Below are 21,439 nucleotides of genomic sequence, written 5' to 3'. Positions count from 1 at the left end.
AAATGAGTGGCAAACGCCACTCATTTTTGTGTTACCCACTTTGATAAGTTTGAATTCCAAAGTAAATGCTTTTCAAATATATCAACCAAGGAACTATACTTCTCTGACAGTTTCTCTAGCCAGCCATTTTGTATCAAAATTTCCATAATTCCATTATCATATAATTCAGGTGTAGATAGTGCAGTGTTAGTTTTGACCATATATTTGCTTTGTCTAACAATATTTTGTTCTATTTCTTCTATACCTTCATTGGCTCTATGTGAAATTACTGCATTGTCCTTAATAAAGAACAACACCGAATCGCCATTTAGTGATTTCTTTGGACTAATAATGTTTTTTAATGTATTCGTTTTATCGATGTGAATCTGTGAAACGAAACGAAAATGGTTCTTTTCCAAAATATAAATTAATTTATTCCATACTTCAAGATTACTATCGTGAAAATATAAGCACATGTAATGATTAAGCTTTAGTTTGTCAGAGCACATTTGAAAAGCCTGATCAAGCAAAGTAAAATAATCATCTTTGGATTTTTTCCTTGAAGGGGATGAAGATACTACAATTTCATCAGACAGATTATAATTCAATCCCAGGAATGGCTTATACAGTTGCATATATTCTGAATAAAGGACCTGTTCCAAATAGGGGGGATCAGTAATAATTAAATCCACACTGTCATCAGGAACATCATTTTTTGTTATGTTTTGACATCCTTTCTCAAGCAAATAACATGAACCATTTGATAATTTTGTGAAGTTTTCTACAATTTTAGCTTTATCATAGTTTTCCTTCATATATTCAATTACATCTGAAAACTTCTTGACTTTCTTTATAAGTAATTCAATAACATTTTTTTCAACGCAATCCACCTTTGGTATCCACAATGGCCATTGAGAATTAGAATGTTTATCTGTTATTTTGCACAAATGAAGTATTGACATCAAAATGTACTTCAGAATGTTTTGATATGATGTATCATAAGTGTTAATAATATCAAGAACTTTATCTAAAACGTGCATATTTCTTCCCGTAAAAATATTCGATAAATTATCTTTATCAGTAACTGCTATTTTAGAATTTTGCAATAACTCAATATTCTTTATATTTTTTAGACTATACTTTTTTGTCATTTTTTGAACATCTATAGCAGATATATCCGTTTTTATTGTCGAAGAACATGTACACTTATAACTTATTGATTTTATTTTATATATGTTTCCCTTCCTGTCTGGTTTATCAAATACAGTTTTAGAAATGATTGCGTCTTTCCCACAGAATGGACATTTAGTATAGTAATATCTATTCAAGCTTTGAATCTGTTTAATAAATCCATCCAATATTTCCTTAACGCCCTTTGTGTTATTCAGCGAAAGAAGAACATCCGAAATAAAAATTGGCATATCATTTATATCACATCCAATTCCCTTTCTATCATTTCCATTTTTAATAGCTTCTAGGGTAGTTACTCCTGAACCTAAAAACGGATCAAAAACAACATCCCCTTTTTGGGTCATGGATTTTATTAGTATGTCACAGACATTATATGGTTTTTGGGACCAGTAAAGATGAGAATCATACATTGGATTTTTTTTGCTTGGTATTATATTACTTAATTCTGTTTTCAGCTTTTCAATGTCAATTTGTTGATTCCTTTTATCACCACAAATAATCAAATATTCCAAAACCTTTTTAGGCGAACTGTTTCGATTGTTAGCATGATTATATGTTTGATTTGTTACATGAACTTTTTCTTCGCCATATGCGTTCTTTGCCATATCAATTAATTCATCAATCGATACAGTATATCTGTCTGTTGCTTGTGTTTTTGTGTTTTGTGGATATGCGTAACTTAAAGCTAAATTGATGTTTTGTTTCTTGCAAAATAAAATCAGATCTTCTAGTTGTGCTTTTGCACCACTACGTTGGCTAAGCTTAGATTGAAATCGTCCTTCTGTATATAAGCCTCTGGTATAGTTTCCAGATGCATTTTTTGTCAATTCAGGATAATTATACTTTGCGGCAACATTTAGTAAATGATAATATCGTGAATATTGCATATCTGTATATGGTGGATCAGCATATATCAAGCCGACGTTATTAATAACTTTAGTCTTTAATAAATCTTCAAAATCATAATTGGTTACAATATTTTTCCCATTAAATTTTGATAAAGGAAGCATAATATATTCATTGTATTTATGTATAAACAAATCATAAATACTCTTCTCCCTTAGCGAAAATAAACGATCAATATTCTTTTCTGGATTTAATGGCTGGGCCATATGACCATCTTTTGAGAACACTGTTTCTTTAATTGCATAAAATAAGCAAGAAAATAAAGGGTTCTGAAACTCCTTATTTTGTTTATGAATTGTCTTAACTAATGCATCAATTTCAACAGCTTGTTTAATACCGAAATAGTTGCCTGCGTAATAAGTAGAAAAGAGATAATAATTTCCTTCCGCCCTTATTGCTTTAACAGTTAATTTATGGTGAATTATATCTGAATATCCATTGTTCCAAACTGTAGGATATTTTTTATAAAGAGTCAGTAGTTTCTCTTGGTTGCATTCCGTTAAATACTTTTCTTCTAAGCTAATATATCTAGTGAGTGGTAAAGCAATAGCTTTTAAGTTTTTTTCAAAAAGATTTGTAAATTTGGAGGAAAAATTGCTTACTTTCGAAAAATCCGGCTTGTTCAATATTGAATCAGCAATTATGCTTGCATATTGCTCAACATCATTTGCGTATACCTGATGTGTTCCTCTAAATGTATTACTTACTGCTCCCGCTCCACAAAAAATATCCAGAAATACCTTACCGTTTGGGATATAAGGTTCAATATTATGATAAATAAAATTATCGAGGTTACCTTTGCCACCTTGATAATTAATAATAGAAAACTTGTCCATGAACATATCCTTTCAGTAAATCTATATCTTTTAATGTATTTAAAGTCGCACAGGCTGTAGGAAACACTAAATCATTCTATATTTATTATACACATTTGGTTATGAAAATACAATTACAAATAGATTTTTCTAGCTGTTTTTTTTGCATCGGGAATTGTGACCGTTCAAAAACTAACTAATTATAACTACTATGTATAGGCATTAAGCATTAGCGATTGTTCATTGAGCTATTTAAATCTATATTAAAAAACGAACACAATTAATAAACAAGTAAGTATCTACATAAGCGATCCCCCAGCTATCCTTATTTTTTAGGACCGCTGGGGGATTTTTTGTTGTTAGGAAACGTATTACTTTTTAAGTTTACTGTGGATCGAAGTGTCGGCCTTGTTTAATGCCTTTTCAACTAACCGGCTAATAGCACTACTTATACATACATTTAATAAGACGATTTCTATAATATTGTTAAGCATAGAAAATGTATGAAAATATGTTTTCTGGGACTTTTTTATATTTTTAAAACTAATTTTTTCATACCTTGACTCTTCTTGAATTAAAATGTAACTAATTTTGTATAGCTGTCACAATTCCATTATCTAAATAAATATATCGATTATTAGAATAAACCCATTGCTCATGTATTGTACTTGCTGTAGTGGTCTTATTTATTTTTTCTGGCTCTCCCCATTGAGAATTCCTAACTTCTTCAGCCGTCATCCCTATCGATGGTTTAGGACTACTCTCTGGTATATATTCATTAGAACTGATCTTTGTATAAGTCTTCGTACGCAAGTAATCTTTTTCAATAAGTTGATCACCATTTAGCATTACAATATCATCGGATGATATAGTCAATTTATTATCATCTAAGGTATAATTGAAATCATACACTTGAGTTTTATTTGAATTAGGATAACATACTTCATAAACTTTCCAGCCACTTAATATTTTTTGAAATTTTGTTTCATTTTCCTCCCATGTTCCCTGAAATTTCAATAATATATTAAGATTTGATAGATAAGTTTTTGAATCAGCATACACTTCAGACGTTTTTGAAAATTCCTTTTCAGCATCAGAGAAATCTCCTGATTTATATCTTGCAACCGCGTCATTGTATAACGCTTGGGTCAATTTTTCCTTTGAATCTTTATAGTCATCCAATTTTTCATATAATTGAATTGCATCTAAATATTTTCCATTATTATAGTAATCATACGCTAAGTTATATTGAGCTTCCTGTAAAATTGCTGCACTGTCCTTGTAATCGCTTATTTCAGTTAATAATTTAATGACATCTGCATATTTAGTAGCACTAATCTCTTCCTTTGCTAATTCATATTTTGATTCTTTAAGCATATTTTTACTATCAACATAATCACCTAATTTAGAAAGAATTTGCATTGCCTCTGAATATTCTTTATTATCAAGCAAATCTTTTGCTTGCTGATATTTGCATTTTTTGATTTGCTCAGGTGAATCTTTATATTCTCCAAGTTCTTCAAGACTTGATATTGCTTGATTATAGTTCTTTGAATTTAATAAATACAAAGCATTGTTATATTTTATTATTGGGTATAAAAAATATATGCTAGTAATGGAGATAACCAAAATCAAAGATATTACCAAAATCCGTCTGATATTATTTTTATAAGTTTTCTTTACATTGCCTATATTTTTTTCATGACCTGAGGAAACCTGTTCTTCAATATTGCTTTCTTTAGGTACACAATTGGACTCAGATATTTTATTTTCTATACCTACCTTGGTCCCACATTTATTGCAGAATTGATCGTCTTCTTGCAATTCCGCTCCACACTTAGGACATTTCATATTCACAATCCTCCTCAGATTTATCTATAATTTACATGATATTCTTTTTATGGAATTATTTCAACAATTTTTGCTATAGTAATTCCCAATTGTAAAAAATCAAATTTAGCTGTAATGGTATAGTGAGTTTGTGTAACACTCTTGCCTAACGGATTACATTCCCAAAAAAGTTACAGCCGGGTCTATACTTACGCACTCATCCAAGTGCTTTTGGGCTTTGATTTGGCTAAAACATTTTAAGTAAAAGCATTAACTTCGCAGTTTATTTTATATACAATAAAAAGGAACACCATCAACCACCCAATATTAGGATAGTTGATGGTGACTTTTTATGTGAATTTAATTCACGCTTTTGCTATCAATTCATCTAATTACTTCATTTTAATTATGTTGAATCTTGACAAATTTTCTTATAAGATGTTCCATTTTATGGTATTTAAGAGTATTATTAACGCGGTAAAAATGTTTTGACAGTAGAATGCAAATAATTCGATTGGATTTTTACTTTTGGAGGTAAAGCTATGGAAAAATTGGAACTATTTCAAACCACAGTGAAAGAATATAATCGATTTACAAACCAATTGCCAATAGATTATGTAGAAGCAAGTAAAGGTAATTGCTCTGAATTCATGTACATTGCTGTGCAAACTAGACTCATGCTACTTAGAAAATATACACGGGATGGTAAGAGTGGAAGTTTATATTTACCCGAAATAATTACTGATGCTATTAAAATATTTCCTGAGAATACAGAGTATTTATCTGATTTAAAAACTAAGTTTCAGGATTCCTGTGAGCAATCAATCAATCACATATTGGCAGATGGGACAGAACGAACATTAGGTCAATCTATAGACGATACAATGTATGGGCTTTATTTACATGCAGATAAAAAAAGGGTTCGTCGTATTTTGCAAGATGATGAAGCACTTAGATTACATTGTGTAGTATTATTTGTGGGAAAAATTGAGCCTCTAATTATTGAATTTTCTAATTTTCTCAAATCAAAAGGTGTGACTTGTATCGAGAAAGCGGAGCATCAGCATGCGCCTGTGATTTCTCTTACCTCTCAGAAGGGGGGACGCAATATAACGGGATCACCGTTTTGGAGCGGTATAATTGGCTCTGATATGAATGATGAAGATTTAAAAGAAAGTGTACGTGAGTTTTGTAAGGAATATACACCCGAAGAACAAAAGCTATGGAAAACTGCAAAGGATTTTACAGACTTACTTGAAAAAAAAGATGATTTTTCTTATGATGAAATGAAAAAAGTTGTATATGAACCGAGTCTTTCTGTTTGGGGTGATTTTTCAGAAGTCAGAAAGCTCTATCAATCAATTCCTGATCCGGCGATAACAACAAAAATCCGTTATAATCAGCGACACGACACAGCGTATATTTATGTCTTGCCAAAGGCGCCAGAGAAGTTTCTTATTGAACAACCACAAATCATTTCAGGTATTTATTGTATTGCGCTAATTAAGGATTCCCGATTAGATGAATGGAGAGTGGTTGCTTTTGAAAAGCCCCCGGCTGATCTTACGGGCTAAGATTAGTTTGCAGATGTTTAAAAAAAAAAATTCAAGTACTTATTATTTATAATAATATTTCTCAACTAACAAAAGAATCCCCATCAACTGTCCAATACAGGGTAGCTGATGGTGATTTTTCTATGTGAATATAATTCACGTTTTGAAGCAAGAATAATGCAACACGAAATGCAACACGAATGATAAAAAGTCCCTATGTATCGCGGATTATGCCTAACTTTAAGTGGGTTCAAATCCCACTTTCTCCGCCAAAGCCGCATAAACGCTGAGTTTGTGCGGCTTTTCTTTTTTGATAAATGTTGATTGTTGTCATCTCTAATTAATAAAAATCGCTTCCTATTCCCACTCCTATTCCCACTCGGTTTTCTTTATAATTGTTTTTTGTTTTAAAAAATTGCAAAAGCAGATAAATATAAGCCAAAAGAATTAATATAATGTTCGTTTATCATTTTGTGAATTATATTCACATACAAAAATCACCACCAACTGTTCTTTTTATTGGACGGTTAGTGGTGATCCTTTTAGTTGGAAGATATTAAGTACAAAGTCAAGAGCGCTCTAAATTGCCCCGTCAACAATAGAAAAGCATTAAAATATGACATACCGGAGACAAATTGTCAAAAACTTTTTCATCAAAAATATATGTTCTGTACTATAGTATTTCCGTTAAAACTTCAAATCCTAATATTCCGTTTTGCGGGCATAACCAAACTTATCGATTAATAAAAATTCAGATCAGGTGTTTTTCATAGTAATTGTTATTGCAAATCGCAATTGGAATTAGAAATATCCATTAGTAATTTAATCCCTTTATCCTTCTCAGTGATTTTATTCTGTGCAAGTAATCTCTGATAAGCACATTCGAAATTCTTTTTTATCGTACTACCCTGCCGTAGCCAAAGATACCCGTACAGTGCGGTTTCTTTGAATAGAGCTTCTTTATCCAAGCCATAGTTATTTGCTAATACTCGAAGCATTGTCTGCTCAAAATCAGATATGGGGATTTCGTTTGCATTACATCCGGCATACTTTGACTCTATAGTTTTATATTTTTCTTTAATACTTTCCTGTGTAGATTTGGAACTTACGTCTAAGTAATCAGCAACTTTCGATGATTCAGTGTGAGCTTTAGGAGTCGGTTCTCTATAATTTTGTATCGCTTCCTTAATCGCTGTAAGAAGGTGTAATCCCTCTGTGTGCTGATCTTTTATCCAATCAGTTGACCACACTCGATAAATATTCCACCCCATATCTTCAAGTACGGTTTGACGCAGCCTATCACGTTCGCGGGCGGTACGAGCTGAATGGTATGCAGCACCATCGCATTCAATACCGATTGCAAAACGATTGTTATACTCTGGATGGCGGACTGCCATGTCAATACGATATCCAGAACACCCCACTTGCGTTACAACATCATAGCCTTGAGCAGTTATGAAATTATAAATAGCTTCTTCAAATGAGGAATCGAACCATACACCAGTATTTATTGTGGTTTCGCCAAGTATAGCTTTTGCCCCGTTTATGGCAAAATCTATATATAAACGCAAAAGTTTCGGGCCTTGCCCACTCGTACGGTCAACATCAATATCCGTAGGCATTATTGAGCCAACAAGCTTCAAATTATACCTGGCGCGAGTGATAGCAACATTCAATCGGCGTTCTCCACCATTGCGGCTTAGTGGACCAAAATTCATTATAAATTTTCCCGAAGCATCTGGTGCATAACCAATGCTAAAGATTATTGTATCGCGTTCATCGCCTTGAACCGTTTCAAGATTTTTAATAAACACATTTTCTTCTTTGTCTTCTTTGAAAAAAGTCTCATATTGCGGATTTTCTCGACGTTTTCTGATAATTGCTTCTTCAATCGCCGTTTGTTGGATTGCTCCAAATGCTATTATCCCAAGACTGCGATTTGGATACTTTCTGAAATGATCGAATACAAGGTCGGCAATTTTTTCGGCCTCTTTTTGGTTCCCTTTACCTCCGCGTTCATACATTCCACCAGCGACGTAAGTATACTCAACACCCATCCCATCAGCTTTTTCAATAGGAGACGGGAAAGTTATTAAGTTTCCTTGGTATATTTTGGCATTCGAAAAAGCTATCAAATCTTCATGCTTGCTGCGATAATGCCATAGCAGTGTTTGAGTTGGCAACATAGAGGCTTCATCAAGCAGAGATTCATACGCACCTGTGTCATTAATTTCCCCGTCTTCATTTTGTTCAAATTCGTCAGAATCCGAGATAGAAGAATTGAAAAAATCGGTTGGCGGTAATTGTTTGCTGTCGCCTGCGATAATTGCCTGCTTAGCTCTGAATATGGAACAAATAGCATCTTCAGTAGGTACCTGTGAAGCTTCGTCAAATATGACTGTGTCAAATTCGTAACCGCTATTGCCGAGATACGTACTAACAGATAGAGGTGACATCATCATACAGGGCTTTAAAGCTGGCAACAAGTTTGGAATTGCAGCTATTAGTTTTCTTGTTGGCATAAGTTTGCGTTGTTTTGCCATCTCTCGGCGTAACAATGCAACTTCTCCACTATTAGCTGAAAAGGAATCAAAGTCCGGCAAGCGGGAAATTAGCCTTGCAATCAAAGCTGCCTTTGATATTTCCAGATGCTGTTTGTCGAGTTGCCTAAATTGCTTGACATACTCGTCTTGCCGCAATCTACGAAAAGAATTCACTGACGGAAATCCTGGGATAACAGCGTCAAGCCATGAACGATAAAAACATTTTTTAAAAATCGGTATAATTTCTTTTGACGTTAAATTTAATGCTTTGGCTTTTTCAAGGAAAGTATCAATTCCTAAATCTTTTAATCGTTTCTCTGCGTTATGATAGTCTATTAGATATTCCAAGCTTGCAAAATTATTTTTACACTTCTGTACAGTTTCCTTTAATTCAGTAAGTGGCATTACACCAAATTGAGGCTGCAATTCTTCTTCAAAAAGTTTCGTATATTTGTTTAGCCATGGCTCAAATTGATCAGCCCAACTCTTAACCGCTAATGTATATTTTGAGATTTCACAGAAAACTTCGTCATCACATTCACAGATTTTCGCTGCAAACGAAGAGCTGCAGGCGTATTCTTTCATTTTTGTTTGAAAATGCAATGCCCAGTCGAGTTCTTTTTTGAGAGTAACAAAGTCACAGCTATCGTTAATTTCAATGCCAAGTGCTAAACTTAAGGCTTGACATGCAGTGTCAAACGATTGACACGTAGCAGAGAGCTCAGCTTGGAGATTTTGAATATGATTTGTAACTTCTGAAATTAACGATTGTTTCATTGATTCAACTTTATCACTGTTTATTGATATTGAATCGCTGAGATTTTTAATTGCTACCACGTTTTTGGCAAATTCTGTTTCTTTACAGGTTTTCAAGTTAAGTGCATTGTTGACTACCTTTGCTTGTTTTTCGAGATCCTTTTGTGTACACTGCGCATTATATACTTTGTCTAACAATAAAAGTGCTTCAGAATATGACATTTTAGTGGTACTTTTGCAATAAGTGAGTAGAGCTTTCCTGTCACTTCGATATTTCGAGTTAAAAAGACGCAATTCGGAACGGTACACTGTTCTGTAGCGTGAAAGTATAGCTTCAATGTCAATTAAGAGAATCTTCACATCTAAATCATCGGAAATTTGACTGCGAGAAGTGTTCCATGCGTTTTGCCTTTGTGAAAGGGATTGCTGCTCAGATTCAAGTGATTGTGTGGCAACGCTCAATGCATCTTTTAAAGTACGGTTCTCATTCTGTAAAGATTTATATTTGTCATTTAGGGTTTGACAAAAAAAGAACTGTTTGCGAAAGGCGTCACTTCTATTGGATATGCTTTTTGCTACATCACCATTAAAAGCCGAAATGAAACCACTACATGCGATATTATAGGCCTCGTTGGTTGCCTTATATGTTTCCTTTTCAGCATTAACTGTGGCATCAGCAACTGCTTGAATGGATGTTTGCAGTGCTTCTCCGTAATAAACGGCTTTGCGGTGAAGTCCATCAAAATCATTGCGCTTTTTTAATAATTCCACACAATTTTCCAGTTGTACTATTTGTTCAGCAAGATTAAGCTTCAGCCACTCAGTTGAAATGTTTGGTGATTTTTTTGCTAGATTGAACAAATCAATTATGTCTGATGTTGCTGTATATGAAGGTATCAATTTTGCTGAGCCCAATAATGAAGTAATTTCATTGTATAAAACTATACCGTTTGAAACAAGAGTTAATAGCTTTTCAGCATCAACCAAAAATTGTTGACGGAATTCATAAGTAATACTCGATAACACACAACCATTCCACGGATTGCCTTGCTGATAACCACTTTTGTCGACAATACGGACAAGCTCTTCCAATGCAGATTCGCATTGCGAAAAAAGTTCAGGAGTGAATTTATCTATATCTACTTGAGTGTAGTCAATATTTTTGTAATTGCTATACTTCGCTAGAAAACCATTGACTTGGTAAATAGTTTGACCAAGTGGTTCTATTATTGTGTGAAGTTCTTGCGCATAAAGGTTCAGAGCTGCTCGTGTTTCTTTCAACTGATATAGCTTATTAAATGCATCCTGTTGCAATTGAACTTTTTTTCTAGACAGTTTAAAAGAAACTTCCAACTGATTGAGTATCTCACGACGTTTAGCGTTATGATTATGTAAAGTAAGACAAAAATCACCAAGTCCGGTTTGCTTCAGACGCTTGTAAACAACTTGGAGTGCAGCCACTTTTTCGGACACAAACAATACTTTCTTGCCTTCTGCCATTAATTCGGCAATGATATTTGTTATGGTTTGGCTCTTTCCAGTACCTGGGGGACCCTGTAGGACAAAACTCACACCGCGTTTTGCAAGTAGAATAGCATCCTGTTGGCTTGAATCCGCATCAACAACGGAAAATACGTTTTGAGGTTCGACGGCGTCATGATTAAAGCACTTTATATCTGAGCAATCGATACCATCCTTAAAAGCCTCACCATTCAAAGCTCGAACTATATGATGTTCTCCTATTTTATTTGTGTTTTTTTCCAAGTCACGGTACATGTTTATTTTTAAAAAAGAGAATAGTGACAGTTGTGCAAAATCCGAATCGACATTCCAGTTTAGTGAAGCGCACATGTCCTGCACATGTTTCAGATACCCGCTCCAATCATCATCTTCTTCAAATTGCGGAAGTTCTATTCCAAAGTCGTTTAACAATTTTTGTTCCAATGCATGATTGATTGTTATTTCATCGTCTGAACGTGTAAGAACTATTGGATCATTAAGGCTTTCCTGTGTTAGTACGACGGGGACAAGCAAAAGTGGTGAACGCATTTCTTGCCCTTCTACACCTTTTTCTTTCCAATTTAAAAATCCAAAAGCAATATACAGGGCGTTGAGACCTTTTTCATCGGAAAATTCTTTGGATTTTTTCATCAAACTGCGTAGTGTTTTATAGGTCTCAGCAGGATTTTGATTTGTTTTTACGCCGTTCTGAAATGTATTGGATTTGAATAAGGATTCTTGTTCATCATCTTCAAAAGTATCGGCTGGAATAGGAAATTCAAGTGAAGTTTCTCCATTCGAGAACATTTTCCATAAATCACCGTATGACGGATTGCAAATTAAAAGAGTGGCTCTAGAGACATGCTTGCCATCCTTTGGCAAAGCGCAGTTTATAAGTCGATTACGCTTACCTAAATCAAGAAGCCGATTTTTCCAATACTCCAGTTTTTGATCCATTTCCATTTCGTATTCCCCCAAGGTGATTCTTGAATGCCTTGAAAAATAAGACACATACATTTCCGCAATTTTACAGACTTCACATCATTTATTAAACTAACAATCATCCACGCCTATAGACAATTCTCACATACAAGGTGAAGCCACTTATTTAAACAAAATTCGCTTTGTTTTTCCAATTTATTATTATATTATTATAATAATAGCACGATCGTTTTACGATGTCACGCCATGTGCTTTGACAAATTATTGATGCTTTATTATCAACAATCGGATATCATATTTGAATGATTTCATTACAAAGCAATTTCACAATATGGTATATACAAAGCTTATATATTACGCTTAGACATGACCCTTGTTATAATATACATCCCCTTATTGCGTTAATAATACTCTTAATTCCCATAAAATGGAACGCTTTGTACAGAAATTTGTCATGATTTAACATAAAAGATCACCACCAACTGTCCTTTTTATTGGATGGTTGGTGGTGATCTTATTATAAACATTATGCAAAGTTCAAGATAGGGGAGAAACGTCTCATTAGGGTAGTCACTCCTTTGAGGTGGTTTCTTTCCCGTTCAAAGCAGCGACTTCTGTCACCTTTGGCTGGGTGCTTTGTAGATCCTCAGTATCGTGCTCTGGCTCTGTAAAGGATGCAGAACCACCAATGCCGAAATACTTTTCAAAGAAAGCTTTCAGTTTATCAATAACATCTTGCTTCTTCTTGTCCCTGCCGCTGCCTCCAAATCTGGAAACAGGAGGCAAAATTTTGTCAATGTCTGTTCCTGCAGTTTTGATTTCTCCATCGCGGAATGCATTCTCAAGAAATTTACGCGTTTCCTCGGGCCTCAGCTTTTCCTCGGTGACAATTGTTTCAAGTTCCTGCTCCCGCTGTTTCATCACATAATTTTGCCATTCGGCCATAACATCAATTGAATCATTGATTCCAGCGATAAAATTTTCAATCAGCTGCTTTTTGCTGCGCAATTCCGGGCTGGCATCAATGGCTTTCTTAATAGTTATAAGAACTTCCTTATCCCCACAATGTTCATCGTGGTACTTCTTGACAAGCATCAGAATATAATCAATATTGATTTCAACCTGCTTGATCAACTCCACTTCAAACACGATATCATCCGTGATGTCCGCGCTTTCTCCCGCTTCACGCCTGCGCTTCCATTCATCGCGCAAATCCTGATACCTGCCGAGATAATCCTGAAAATTCCGCTCAGTAATGAGCTCGTTCCCTTTAAAATCGTCAAAGGACATAAGGATGTTTCGCATACGAAGAATAGCTCCAAATAGTGTAATAAAATTCTTCTGGTTCTGCTCGCCAATAATCTGTGGTTCCGTCAGTGAGAACTTCTCGTTCAGTTCCTTGATCATATTCACATACCCCGGAATCCGCTTTCCATCCTCTGAAGTGTAGCCATTGTAGTAATCTTTGAAACTTTTCAGCAGAACAATGCCGCCGGCGTTTTTGTCGCCAAAGAGCGAGATTGCACTGTCTACACGCTTTTGCAGATTGCGGAAACAAACGATATTTCCGAAGGTTTTAACGGAATTCAAGATTCGGTTTGTTCTGGAAAACGCCTGAATCAATCCGTGCATCTTCAGATTCTTGTCCACCCACAAGGTATTGAGCGTTGTGGCATCGAAACCGGTGAGGAACATATTGACCACAATCAGCAGGTCGAGTTCCTTATTTTTCATGCGCAAGGAGACATCTTTATAATAGTTCTGGAACTTATCGTTCGAGGTATCGTAATTCGTGTGGAACATTTCATTGTAATCACGAATTGCCATGTCCAGAAAATCGCGGGAATTCTCATCCAGAGCGCTGGTATCCTCGGAGTTTTCTTCGTCCAGAATACCATCCGCTTCTTCTTCGTTTGCTGCATAGCTGAAGATGGTAGCTACACGAAGTTTTTTTGTTGGGTCGGCAGCCATCTGTTTCTGAAATTCTTGGTAATACAACTTTGCCATCGAAACAGATGCCACAGCAAAAATGGAGTTGAAACCGCTGATGCGCTGTTTCTGTTTAATTTCTTCCACAGCCCCTCGATCGGCAGATGCAACCTTAGAAATATTGGTCAGTGAATTGAAAATGTAGGTCTTATCCCCACGGTAGGTTTTCTGGTCGAAATGCTCCAAAATATACTTTGTCACCAAAGAAATCCGTTGTGGCGCCATCATTGCCTTTTCCCGGTTGATGTCCCACACCATCTCATCATCAATATTCTCCTCAACATCCATCGTCTTAATATAATCCACGCGGAACGGCAGAACATTCTTATCATTGATTGCATCCACAATCGTATAGGCATGCAGCTGATCTCCGAAGGTCTGTGCGGTGGTAAAGAACCGCGGATTCGTTACCGCACCGGTGTTGGCTGCAAAAATCGGTGTTCCGGTAAATCCAAACAGATGATACTTTTTGAAATTCTTCACGATGGCGGCATGCATATCACCGAACTGGCTACGGTGACATTCATCGAAGATAATGACAACGTGCTTGTTGTACACCTCATGTCCGGGGTTCTTTTTAATGAAAGTCGCCAGCTTCTGAATGGTTGTAATAATAATATGTGCATTCGAGTTTTCCATATGCTTTTTCAGAATTGCTGTTGAGGTATTGCTGTTGGCGGCACCTTTCTCAAAGCGGTCATATTCCTTCATGGTCTGGTAATCCAGGTCCTTACGGTCAACCACGAACAGCACCTTGTCAATATAAGGCAACTGTGAAGCCAATCTTGCCGTCTTAAAGGAAGTCAGCGTTTTTCCGGAGCCTGTGGTGTGCCAGATGTATCCGCCGCCCTCCACGCTGCCATACTTCTTATAATTATTTGCAATCTCAATACGGTTCAGAATCCGCTCTGTGGCGGTAATCTGATACGGGCGCATGACCATGAGCATATTCTCCGAAGTAAAGATGCAGTACTTGGTCAGAATATTCAAGATGGTATGCTTCGCAAAAAAGGTCTTGGTGAAGTCGATCAAGTCCGGAAGCACACGGTTATTGGCATCTGCCCAGAAACAGGTGAACTCAAAGCTGTTGCTCGTTTTCTCTTTCTTCGCCTTGCCGGAAGCAGCGTCCTTAATAGCGTTGAACCGGGTGCTGTTGGAATAATACTTGGTGTTGATTCCGTTGGAGATCACAAAAATTTGTACATACTCAAACAGGCCACAGCCAGCCCAGAAGGAATCCCTCTGGTAGCGGTTGATCTGATTAAATGCCTCCCGGATGGCGACTCCTCTGCGTTTTAGCTCCACGTGAACCAATGGCAAACCATTCACGAGAATAGTCACATCATAGCGGTTGTCATATTTCGCACCATTATCTGTAGCGACCACATATTGATTGATAACTTGCAAACGATTATTGTGGATATTCTTCTTGTCAATCAACGTGATGTTCTTGGAAGAGCCATCGTCCCGTTTCAGCACCTGAACAAAGTCTTCCTGTATCTTACGGGTCTTCTCCACAATATGTTCATTGGGGTTTGCAATGGCATCCGAAAAGAATCGCTCCCATTCGGTATCAGAAAAGCGATAATCGTTTAGTTCCTCCAGTTTGCTGCGAAGATTGGAAATCAAGTCCTTTTCCGTGTGAATATGCAGATATTCATAACCTTGCTCACAGAGCAGACGGATGAACTCTTTTTCCAGCGCTGCCTCGCTCTGGTAACTGTCTGACCGTGTTTTGATCGGCTCATATTCTGTGACTACGGTGTTCTCCGATGTTTCGGCAACAATATTAAAATAAGGCATCCAGTTTGCCTCCTTTTCTATGCAAGCTTTTTGAAGGTCAGCAATTTATCACGGTAATATTCATACTGCTTTTGGCGGGCATCAATTTCGGCAGGCAAGCCCTTGGTGATGTCGTTGCAGAGAGTGTCAAAGCGGTTGAGTATTTCAACAATACGATTCTGCTCTTCCATTGCAGGAATAGGAACCATTATTGTTCTAAATCCAGTTTTATTGAATTTAGGTAAAGCGCTTTGCGAAGTAACTTTACTCATAGCCTCTTGACCATATTTGCTTGTAAACCAATAGTAATAAAAAGCGTCATTTGGCGTGGATACCATAATACTATTAGGTGCAAGACTCATGTGAATCCCAAGATTTGGGCATCTAAAAGTGGTTCCGACTCCGGCACCAATGTTATTAATAATCAACTCTCCACCCATAAGTTTTGATTTGCTCAAAAAATTATAAGCGTGTTCATCAATATATATAAACTTACTGCTATCAAACCCACTGGAATAATCTATAGTTCGAATAAGTACAGCATAATCTGGGCTATGCTTATACTGAACATTTTCTTTCAACGCAGCAAAACTACCATTTGCAACATAGTCAGATACAGTAGCAATTTTACTTATAGGTATCCAATTTGTATTATCGTCAAACGTTAACAACTGCTCCATGTAATATTCATACTGCTTCTTCCTCGCTGTAAGCTCCGTTGTAAGCTCCGTTGTAAGCTCCGTGAAATTGTCCAGAATCCGGACAATTTCATTCTGCACCGGCAGAGGGGGGACAGGGATGGAAAGAGCTTTAAAATCCCCACCTGTAAGTTTCGGAATATTACCATGTATTAAAGGGGTTACATTTATTGTTTGAATAAAATGGAACAGGTAACGGAGTAAAACGCCATCAACTTCTTCAACAATGTGGGCATGATTATTTACCCATATTTTTCCGGTTGCCCATGTGACAACTGGCGTTCCTGCTTTTGTAATCACACTACCATCTTCGCCAACCAGTACAAAGGTTCCATCAAAAATATAATCTTTAACATAATCTTGTATTCCGTTCGCACCATAGTATGGATATTCGCCTTGCTCACGCGCTGCCTTTGTAACTGGTTTTCTTTTTCTGTCCAGAATATTACAGCATTGTTCAAGTGGTTGATGCTTGACCCCATCTGGGCATAATTCCGCAATCAGTTCCTCTAATCTACTCATACGCCTGCCTCGATTTCTTCGACGATGTTGCGGATTGCCTCTCGTAGTTCATCCTCCCGCTGGACAATTTCTTCAATCTCCGCATTCAGCTCCACAATATCAATCTTTTCACGGGTGTCCTCCGCCTCCACATAGGTAGAAACAGAAAGGTTATAATCATTCTCTGTGATTTCCTCATAGGTCGCCAAATGGGAGAAGTGTGCCACTTCCTCACGCTTTGCAAAAGTGTCAACGATTCGTTCGATATTCTTCGGGGTCAGCTTATTGTTGTTTGTGACCTTGATGCACTCATTGAACGCATCTATAAACAATGTTTTATTATCGTTTTTGTTCTTCTTCATCACCATAACGCAGGTGGCAATGGAAGTGCCATAGAAGAGGTTGCTCGGCAGCTGGATGATGCAATCAACATAGTTGTTGTCAACCAGATATTTACGGATTTTCTGCTCTGCTCCCCCGCGGTACATAATGCCGGGGAAGCAGACGATGGCCGCCGTGCCATTAGGCGCAAGCCACGAAAGGCTGTGCATGATAAAAGCCATGTCCGCTTTGCTCTTCGGCGCCAAAACTCCTGCAGGGGAAAAACGCGGGTCATTAATAAGCAGAGGATTCTCGTCGCCTGCCCACTTGATGGAATACGGCGGATTGGATACAATCAGTTCAAACGGCTCATCGTCCCAGTGCTGCGGAGCAATCAGTGTATCTTCACAAGCAATGCTAAACTTGTCAAAACCCACATCGTGCAGAAACATATTGATGCGGCAAAGGTTGTAGGTAGTGATGTTGATTTCCTGGCCATAAAATCCGTTGCGGATTGCATTCTTACCCAAAACCTTTTCAGCCTTCAACAGCAACGAACCGGAGCCGCAGGCGGGATCGGTTATCGCATCATAATTGATACAACATAACGGAGCGACATTTCTACCCCTTAACGATGCACCCGCACATGTGCAAAAATGCACACCCCTCATAACGATGCCGTATGCACCGTTACGGGGTAAGATAGGAGGATTGTTCACAGTTCATGCGTGAATCAATTTCGCGTTGTAGATATTTTGATCTCATAACAAAAAACACCCGGCCGCAGCCGAGTGCCATAAATGATCCGTGTTCCGTTATGCCTGCACCTCCGTGCCGTCCCTGAAGGTGACCGTTATCTCTTTGTCCCTGCCAATCGTGACGTACTCGACCATGCAGCCCCAAAGCCCGCAGTCGAATTCCCGGATGGCACCATCCTGTAATTTCAGCATTTTGATAAAGTCCGACAGCCGCTCATCCTGCGCCTGCTTTACGGAGATGGCGGACACCACCTCATCGTGTCGTACTTTTGTCGCTTCGTATCGCTGAACCAGCCCGTCGTAACGTTTCTGGTACTCGTCCTGGTCCTGCGCCACACGGGCATTCTCCGCCACGATGTTCTGCGTCATTTCCACAAGCACCGACATCTCATCCTCCAGCTTGCGTTTTTCTTCCTGCAGGGTATCTGTTGAGCAGAGCGTCCTGCGGATGATTTCCGCATTTGCGATAATTTCCTTTTTCTCCGTGACCAGTTGATTGTAAGCCGACACGAACGCCGCTTTGACCTCATCCTCCGTGACATGGGGAGTCTGGCATTTTTCTCCATTGTACTTGCGGTTGCAGCGGTAGATGACTTTGCGGTACCGGTCGGTGGAATGCCAGACCTTCGAGCCGTACCAGCCGCCGCAGTCCCCACATTTTATCTTGTTGGAGAAAATGCTCACGCCGCTGTACCGTGAGCCGCCTTTCGTGCGTCTGGCAAGTTCCGCCTGCACCATGTCGAATACCGCCGGGCTGATAATTGCCTCATGGTTGCCCTCCACATAATACTGTGGCACCTCGCCCTCGTTCTTCTTCAGCTTTTTCTGCAGGAAATCAACCGTGAATTCCTTCTGCAAAAGGGCATCGCCCTTGTATTTCTCGTTTGAGAGCATCCGGCGCACCGTCTGCTGATTCCAGACATCCTTGCCGCCCGGCGTCTTAATGCCCCGGTTCGTCAGTTCCACGGCAATCGCATGAGGGGTAAGCCCCTCCAGGAACAGCCGGAAAATCAGCTTTACGACTTCCGCCTGTTCGGGATTCACCACGATTTTTCCCGTTTCCTTATCTTTGTCCAGCCCCATGAAGCGGCTGTAGGCGAAGCTGACCTTGCCGTCCGCCATCCGCTTGCGCTGTCCCCATGTGACGTTCTCCGAAATGGAGCGGCTCTCTTCCTGTGCCAGCGAGGACATGATGGTGATGAGAAGTTCACCTTTGCTGTCCAGCGTCCAGATGTTTTCTTTTTCAAAATAAATCTCAATCCCCGCATCCTTTAGCTGGCGCACCGTGGTAAGGCTATCTACGGTATTCCTGGCGAAGCGGCTCACGCTCTTGGTGACGATGAGATCGATTTTTCCGGCAAGGGCATCCGCTACCATTGCCTTAAAGCCTTCTCGCTTTTTGGTGTTCGTTGCACTTATCCCTTCGTCCGTATATATAGCGACAAACTCCCAATCCTCACGGCTCTTGATGTAGTTGGTATAATAGTCCACCTGCGCTTCATAGCTTGTAGCCTGATCCTCGTGGTCGGTGGATACGCGGGCGTATCCAGCTACGCGGCGTTTCTTCGTGCTGTTAATTGGCGTTGCCGTGTACCGGCTGATTGTCGCCGGAATGGTTGTTACTTTCCTTTGCGCCACGCATTTTTCCCTCCTTCCACTTGGCCTTCATAAGCTCCCGCATATGCGCCTTGAATTCCTCGGTGTGTTTTGTACCCTTTTTCTTCGGCTTGATATATTCCCGGTTCTCGGTATGCCCGTCCGGGAAGTGGAATGAAACCATCTGTCCGTCCACTGTGATTTTCTCAAGTTCGGAATCCATCCGCTCCTCGGAAAATTCGTCCAGCCCCAGGACATCACAAACCATTTCCTTCAGAATCTCATCCCGGACGGTAATGTTCCCGCAAGTCCTGCCGCAGTGCCATGTCCTTATCTGCGTTCCATCTTTCCGTGCTGTGCCTTGGCAGCGGAAATTCTCGCCGCACTGCCCGCATTTGATGAATCCAGTAAATTCATAGAATCTGCGCCTGTTTGGATTGGTGGCTTTGTGCTTATGAAGCTCGCCCCATGCGGTTCTGCGTTCCTGCGTCCACCAGTCCGTCTTGGCGGTGGACTGCCACTTCTTTTCCAGAACCGAGCCATCATAGAAATGAAATTCCAGGGTATCCTCGCCGATTACCGTTATCTGCTCGACCTTTTCGGAGAAAACATCCCCGTCAAATTCATCCATTCCAAGAACCTCGGCACATAAGGCTTTCAGTGTCTTTTCGGGAATGGACTTGGCGGAGCAGTATTTTGCGCCCTTGTCGCTCTTCGTCCGGCAAATCCAGATGTAATAAACCTCATCGGGATTTTTCCGCTGGCGCTTGCCGCTCCTGCGGTAGCTTTTGCCGCAGACGCCGCATTTGATTTTGCTTGTGAAGCAGGACGTGTTGATGCTCCAGTTCGCCAATGCGCCAAACTCCCTGCGCCGTTCCCGCTCCCTCTGCACCGCCTGGTAGGTTTCCATCGGTATGATGGCTTCGTGCGTGTCCTCCACAAAATACTGCGGAAGCTCCCCACGGTTGATTTTGGATTTTCCCGTTATCGGATCGGAAACATATTCCTTCTGGAAGAGCAGGTTGCCCGTGTAGGTGATGTTGCTCAGAATCTGGCGGATGGAGGAATTGCTGAAATGCATCCCCTTATAGGATTTCACGCCCATTTCTTCGAGCTGCTTTTCCGTGGCTTCCGCCGACAGACCGTTTAAGAAATTGTCGTAAATCAGTCTGACGATTTTCGCTTCCTCCGGCTCTATGACGAGACGGTCACCCTCCCATCGGTATCCGTAAATCTGGAAATGACCGTTCGGGATACCTTTTTCAAACCGCTTTCTCGTACCCCACTTCACGTTGTCGCTGATGGAGCGGCTCTCTTCCTGGGCAAAGGATGCGAGGATGGTCATCATCAATTCGCCGTCCCCGCTCATGGAATTAATGTGTTCCTTCTCGAACCGCACCTCCACGCCGATGTCCTTTAAGTTCCGCACGGTTTCCAGAAGGTCAACCGTGTTCCTTGCGAACCGCTGTATCGACTTGGTGAGTATGATGTCGATTCCGCCGCTTTCCGCAGTTTCAATCATCCTCCGGAATTCACTCCTCTTGGCCATCCCTGTGCCGGAAACGCCGTCATCCGCGAACACGCCTGCGTACTGCCAGTCGGGATTTTTCTGTATCAGGGAACTGTAGTAGCTGATCTGCGCGGAGAGGGAATGGTTCATGCGTTCCGATTCCATTGAAATACGGGCATAGGCGGCGACTTTCTTTTTCGTCTGTATCATCGGCACTGCCTGTTCAATTTTTATGATTTTCGCCATGAAAGCACTCCTTTCCGATACTA

Annotated in this window: 8 protein-coding genes and 1 pseudogene; 1 reads left to right on the top strand and 8 read right to left on the bottom strand. The window is 39.3% G+C overall.

Going from position 1 to position 21,439, the window contains the following annotated elements:
- Positions 1-20 precede the first annotated feature (20 nt).
- Complete coding sequence (locus OP489_RS03530; protein WP_266162981.1) at positions 21-2,912, bottom strand: DNA methyltransferase; 2,892 nt, start codon at positions 2,910-2,912, stop codon at positions 21-23.
- Between the two features lie 564 nt (positions 2,913-3,476).
- The gene (locus OP489_RS03525) at positions 3,477-4,742 is read right to left on the bottom strand and encodes a zinc-ribbon domain-containing protein (RefSeq protein WP_266162980.1); all 1,266 of its coding nucleotides are present in this window, start codon (positions 4,740-4,742) and stop codon (positions 3,477-3,479) included.
- Positions 4,743-5,263: 521 nt separating this feature from the next.
- On the opposite strand from OP489_RS03525, the gene OP489_RS03520 reads away from it, so the two are divergent.
- On the top strand, positions 5,264-6,295 hold the full coding sequence (locus OP489_RS03520; protein WP_266162979.1) for a hypothetical protein: 1,032 nt from the start codon (positions 5,264-5,266) through the stop codon (positions 6,293-6,295).
- A gap of 758 nt (positions 6,296-7,053) precedes the next feature.
- Here the strand turns inward: OP489_RS03520 and OP489_RS03515 are convergent.
- From OP489_RS03515 to OP489_RS03490, 6 genes and pseudogenes are all read right to left on the bottom strand, one after another.
- Positions 7,054-12,036 (bottom strand): DUF4011 domain-containing protein, encoded by a 4,983-nt coding sequence (locus OP489_RS03515; protein ID WP_266162978.1) that lies wholly within the window; start codon positions 12,034-12,036, stop codon positions 7,054-7,056.
- 549 nt (positions 12,037-12,585) lie between these two features.
- On the bottom strand, positions 12,586-15,807 hold the full coding sequence (locus tag OP489_RS03510; RefSeq protein WP_266162977.1) for a type I restriction endonuclease subunit R: 3,222 nt from the start codon (positions 15,805-15,807) through the stop codon (positions 12,586-12,588).
- Between the two features lie 17 nt (positions 15,808-15,824).
- Complete coding sequence (locus tag OP489_RS03505; protein ID WP_266162976.1) at positions 15,825-17,006, bottom strand: restriction endonuclease subunit S; 1,182 nt, start codon at positions 17,004-17,006, stop codon at positions 15,825-15,827.
- A pseudogene (locus tag OP489_RS03500) lies at positions 17,003-17,890 on the bottom strand (type I restriction-modification system subunit M); the annotation flags it as partial. The gene OP489_RS03505 and the pseudogene OP489_RS03500, both read right to left, overlap by 4 nt.
- Before the next feature lie 231 nt (positions 17,891-18,121).
- On the bottom strand, positions 18,122-19,702 hold the full coding sequence (locus tag OP489_RS03495; RefSeq protein ID WP_266162975.1) for a recombinase family protein: 1,581 nt from the start codon (positions 19,700-19,702) through the stop codon (positions 18,122-18,124).
- Positions 19,638-21,416 carry a recombinase family protein gene (locus OP489_RS03490; protein ID WP_266162974.1) on the bottom strand — a complete coding sequence of 593 codons (1,779 nt, stop codon included), beginning with the start codon at positions 21,414-21,416 and terminating at the stop codon, positions 19,638-19,640. Before OP489_RS03490 ends, OP489_RS03495 begins: the two co-directional genes overlap by 65 nt.
- Between the last annotated feature and the right edge of the window lie 23 nt (positions 21,417-21,439).

The sequence above is a fragment of the Caproicibacterium sp. BJN0003 genome, from assembly GCF_026314295.1.
GTDB lineage: Bacteria > Bacillota > Clostridia > Oscillospirales > Acutalibacteraceae > Caproicibacterium.
The sequence above is the reverse complement of the archived record's forward strand: the minus strand, read 5'-3'. Positions and strand labels throughout refer to the sequence as shown.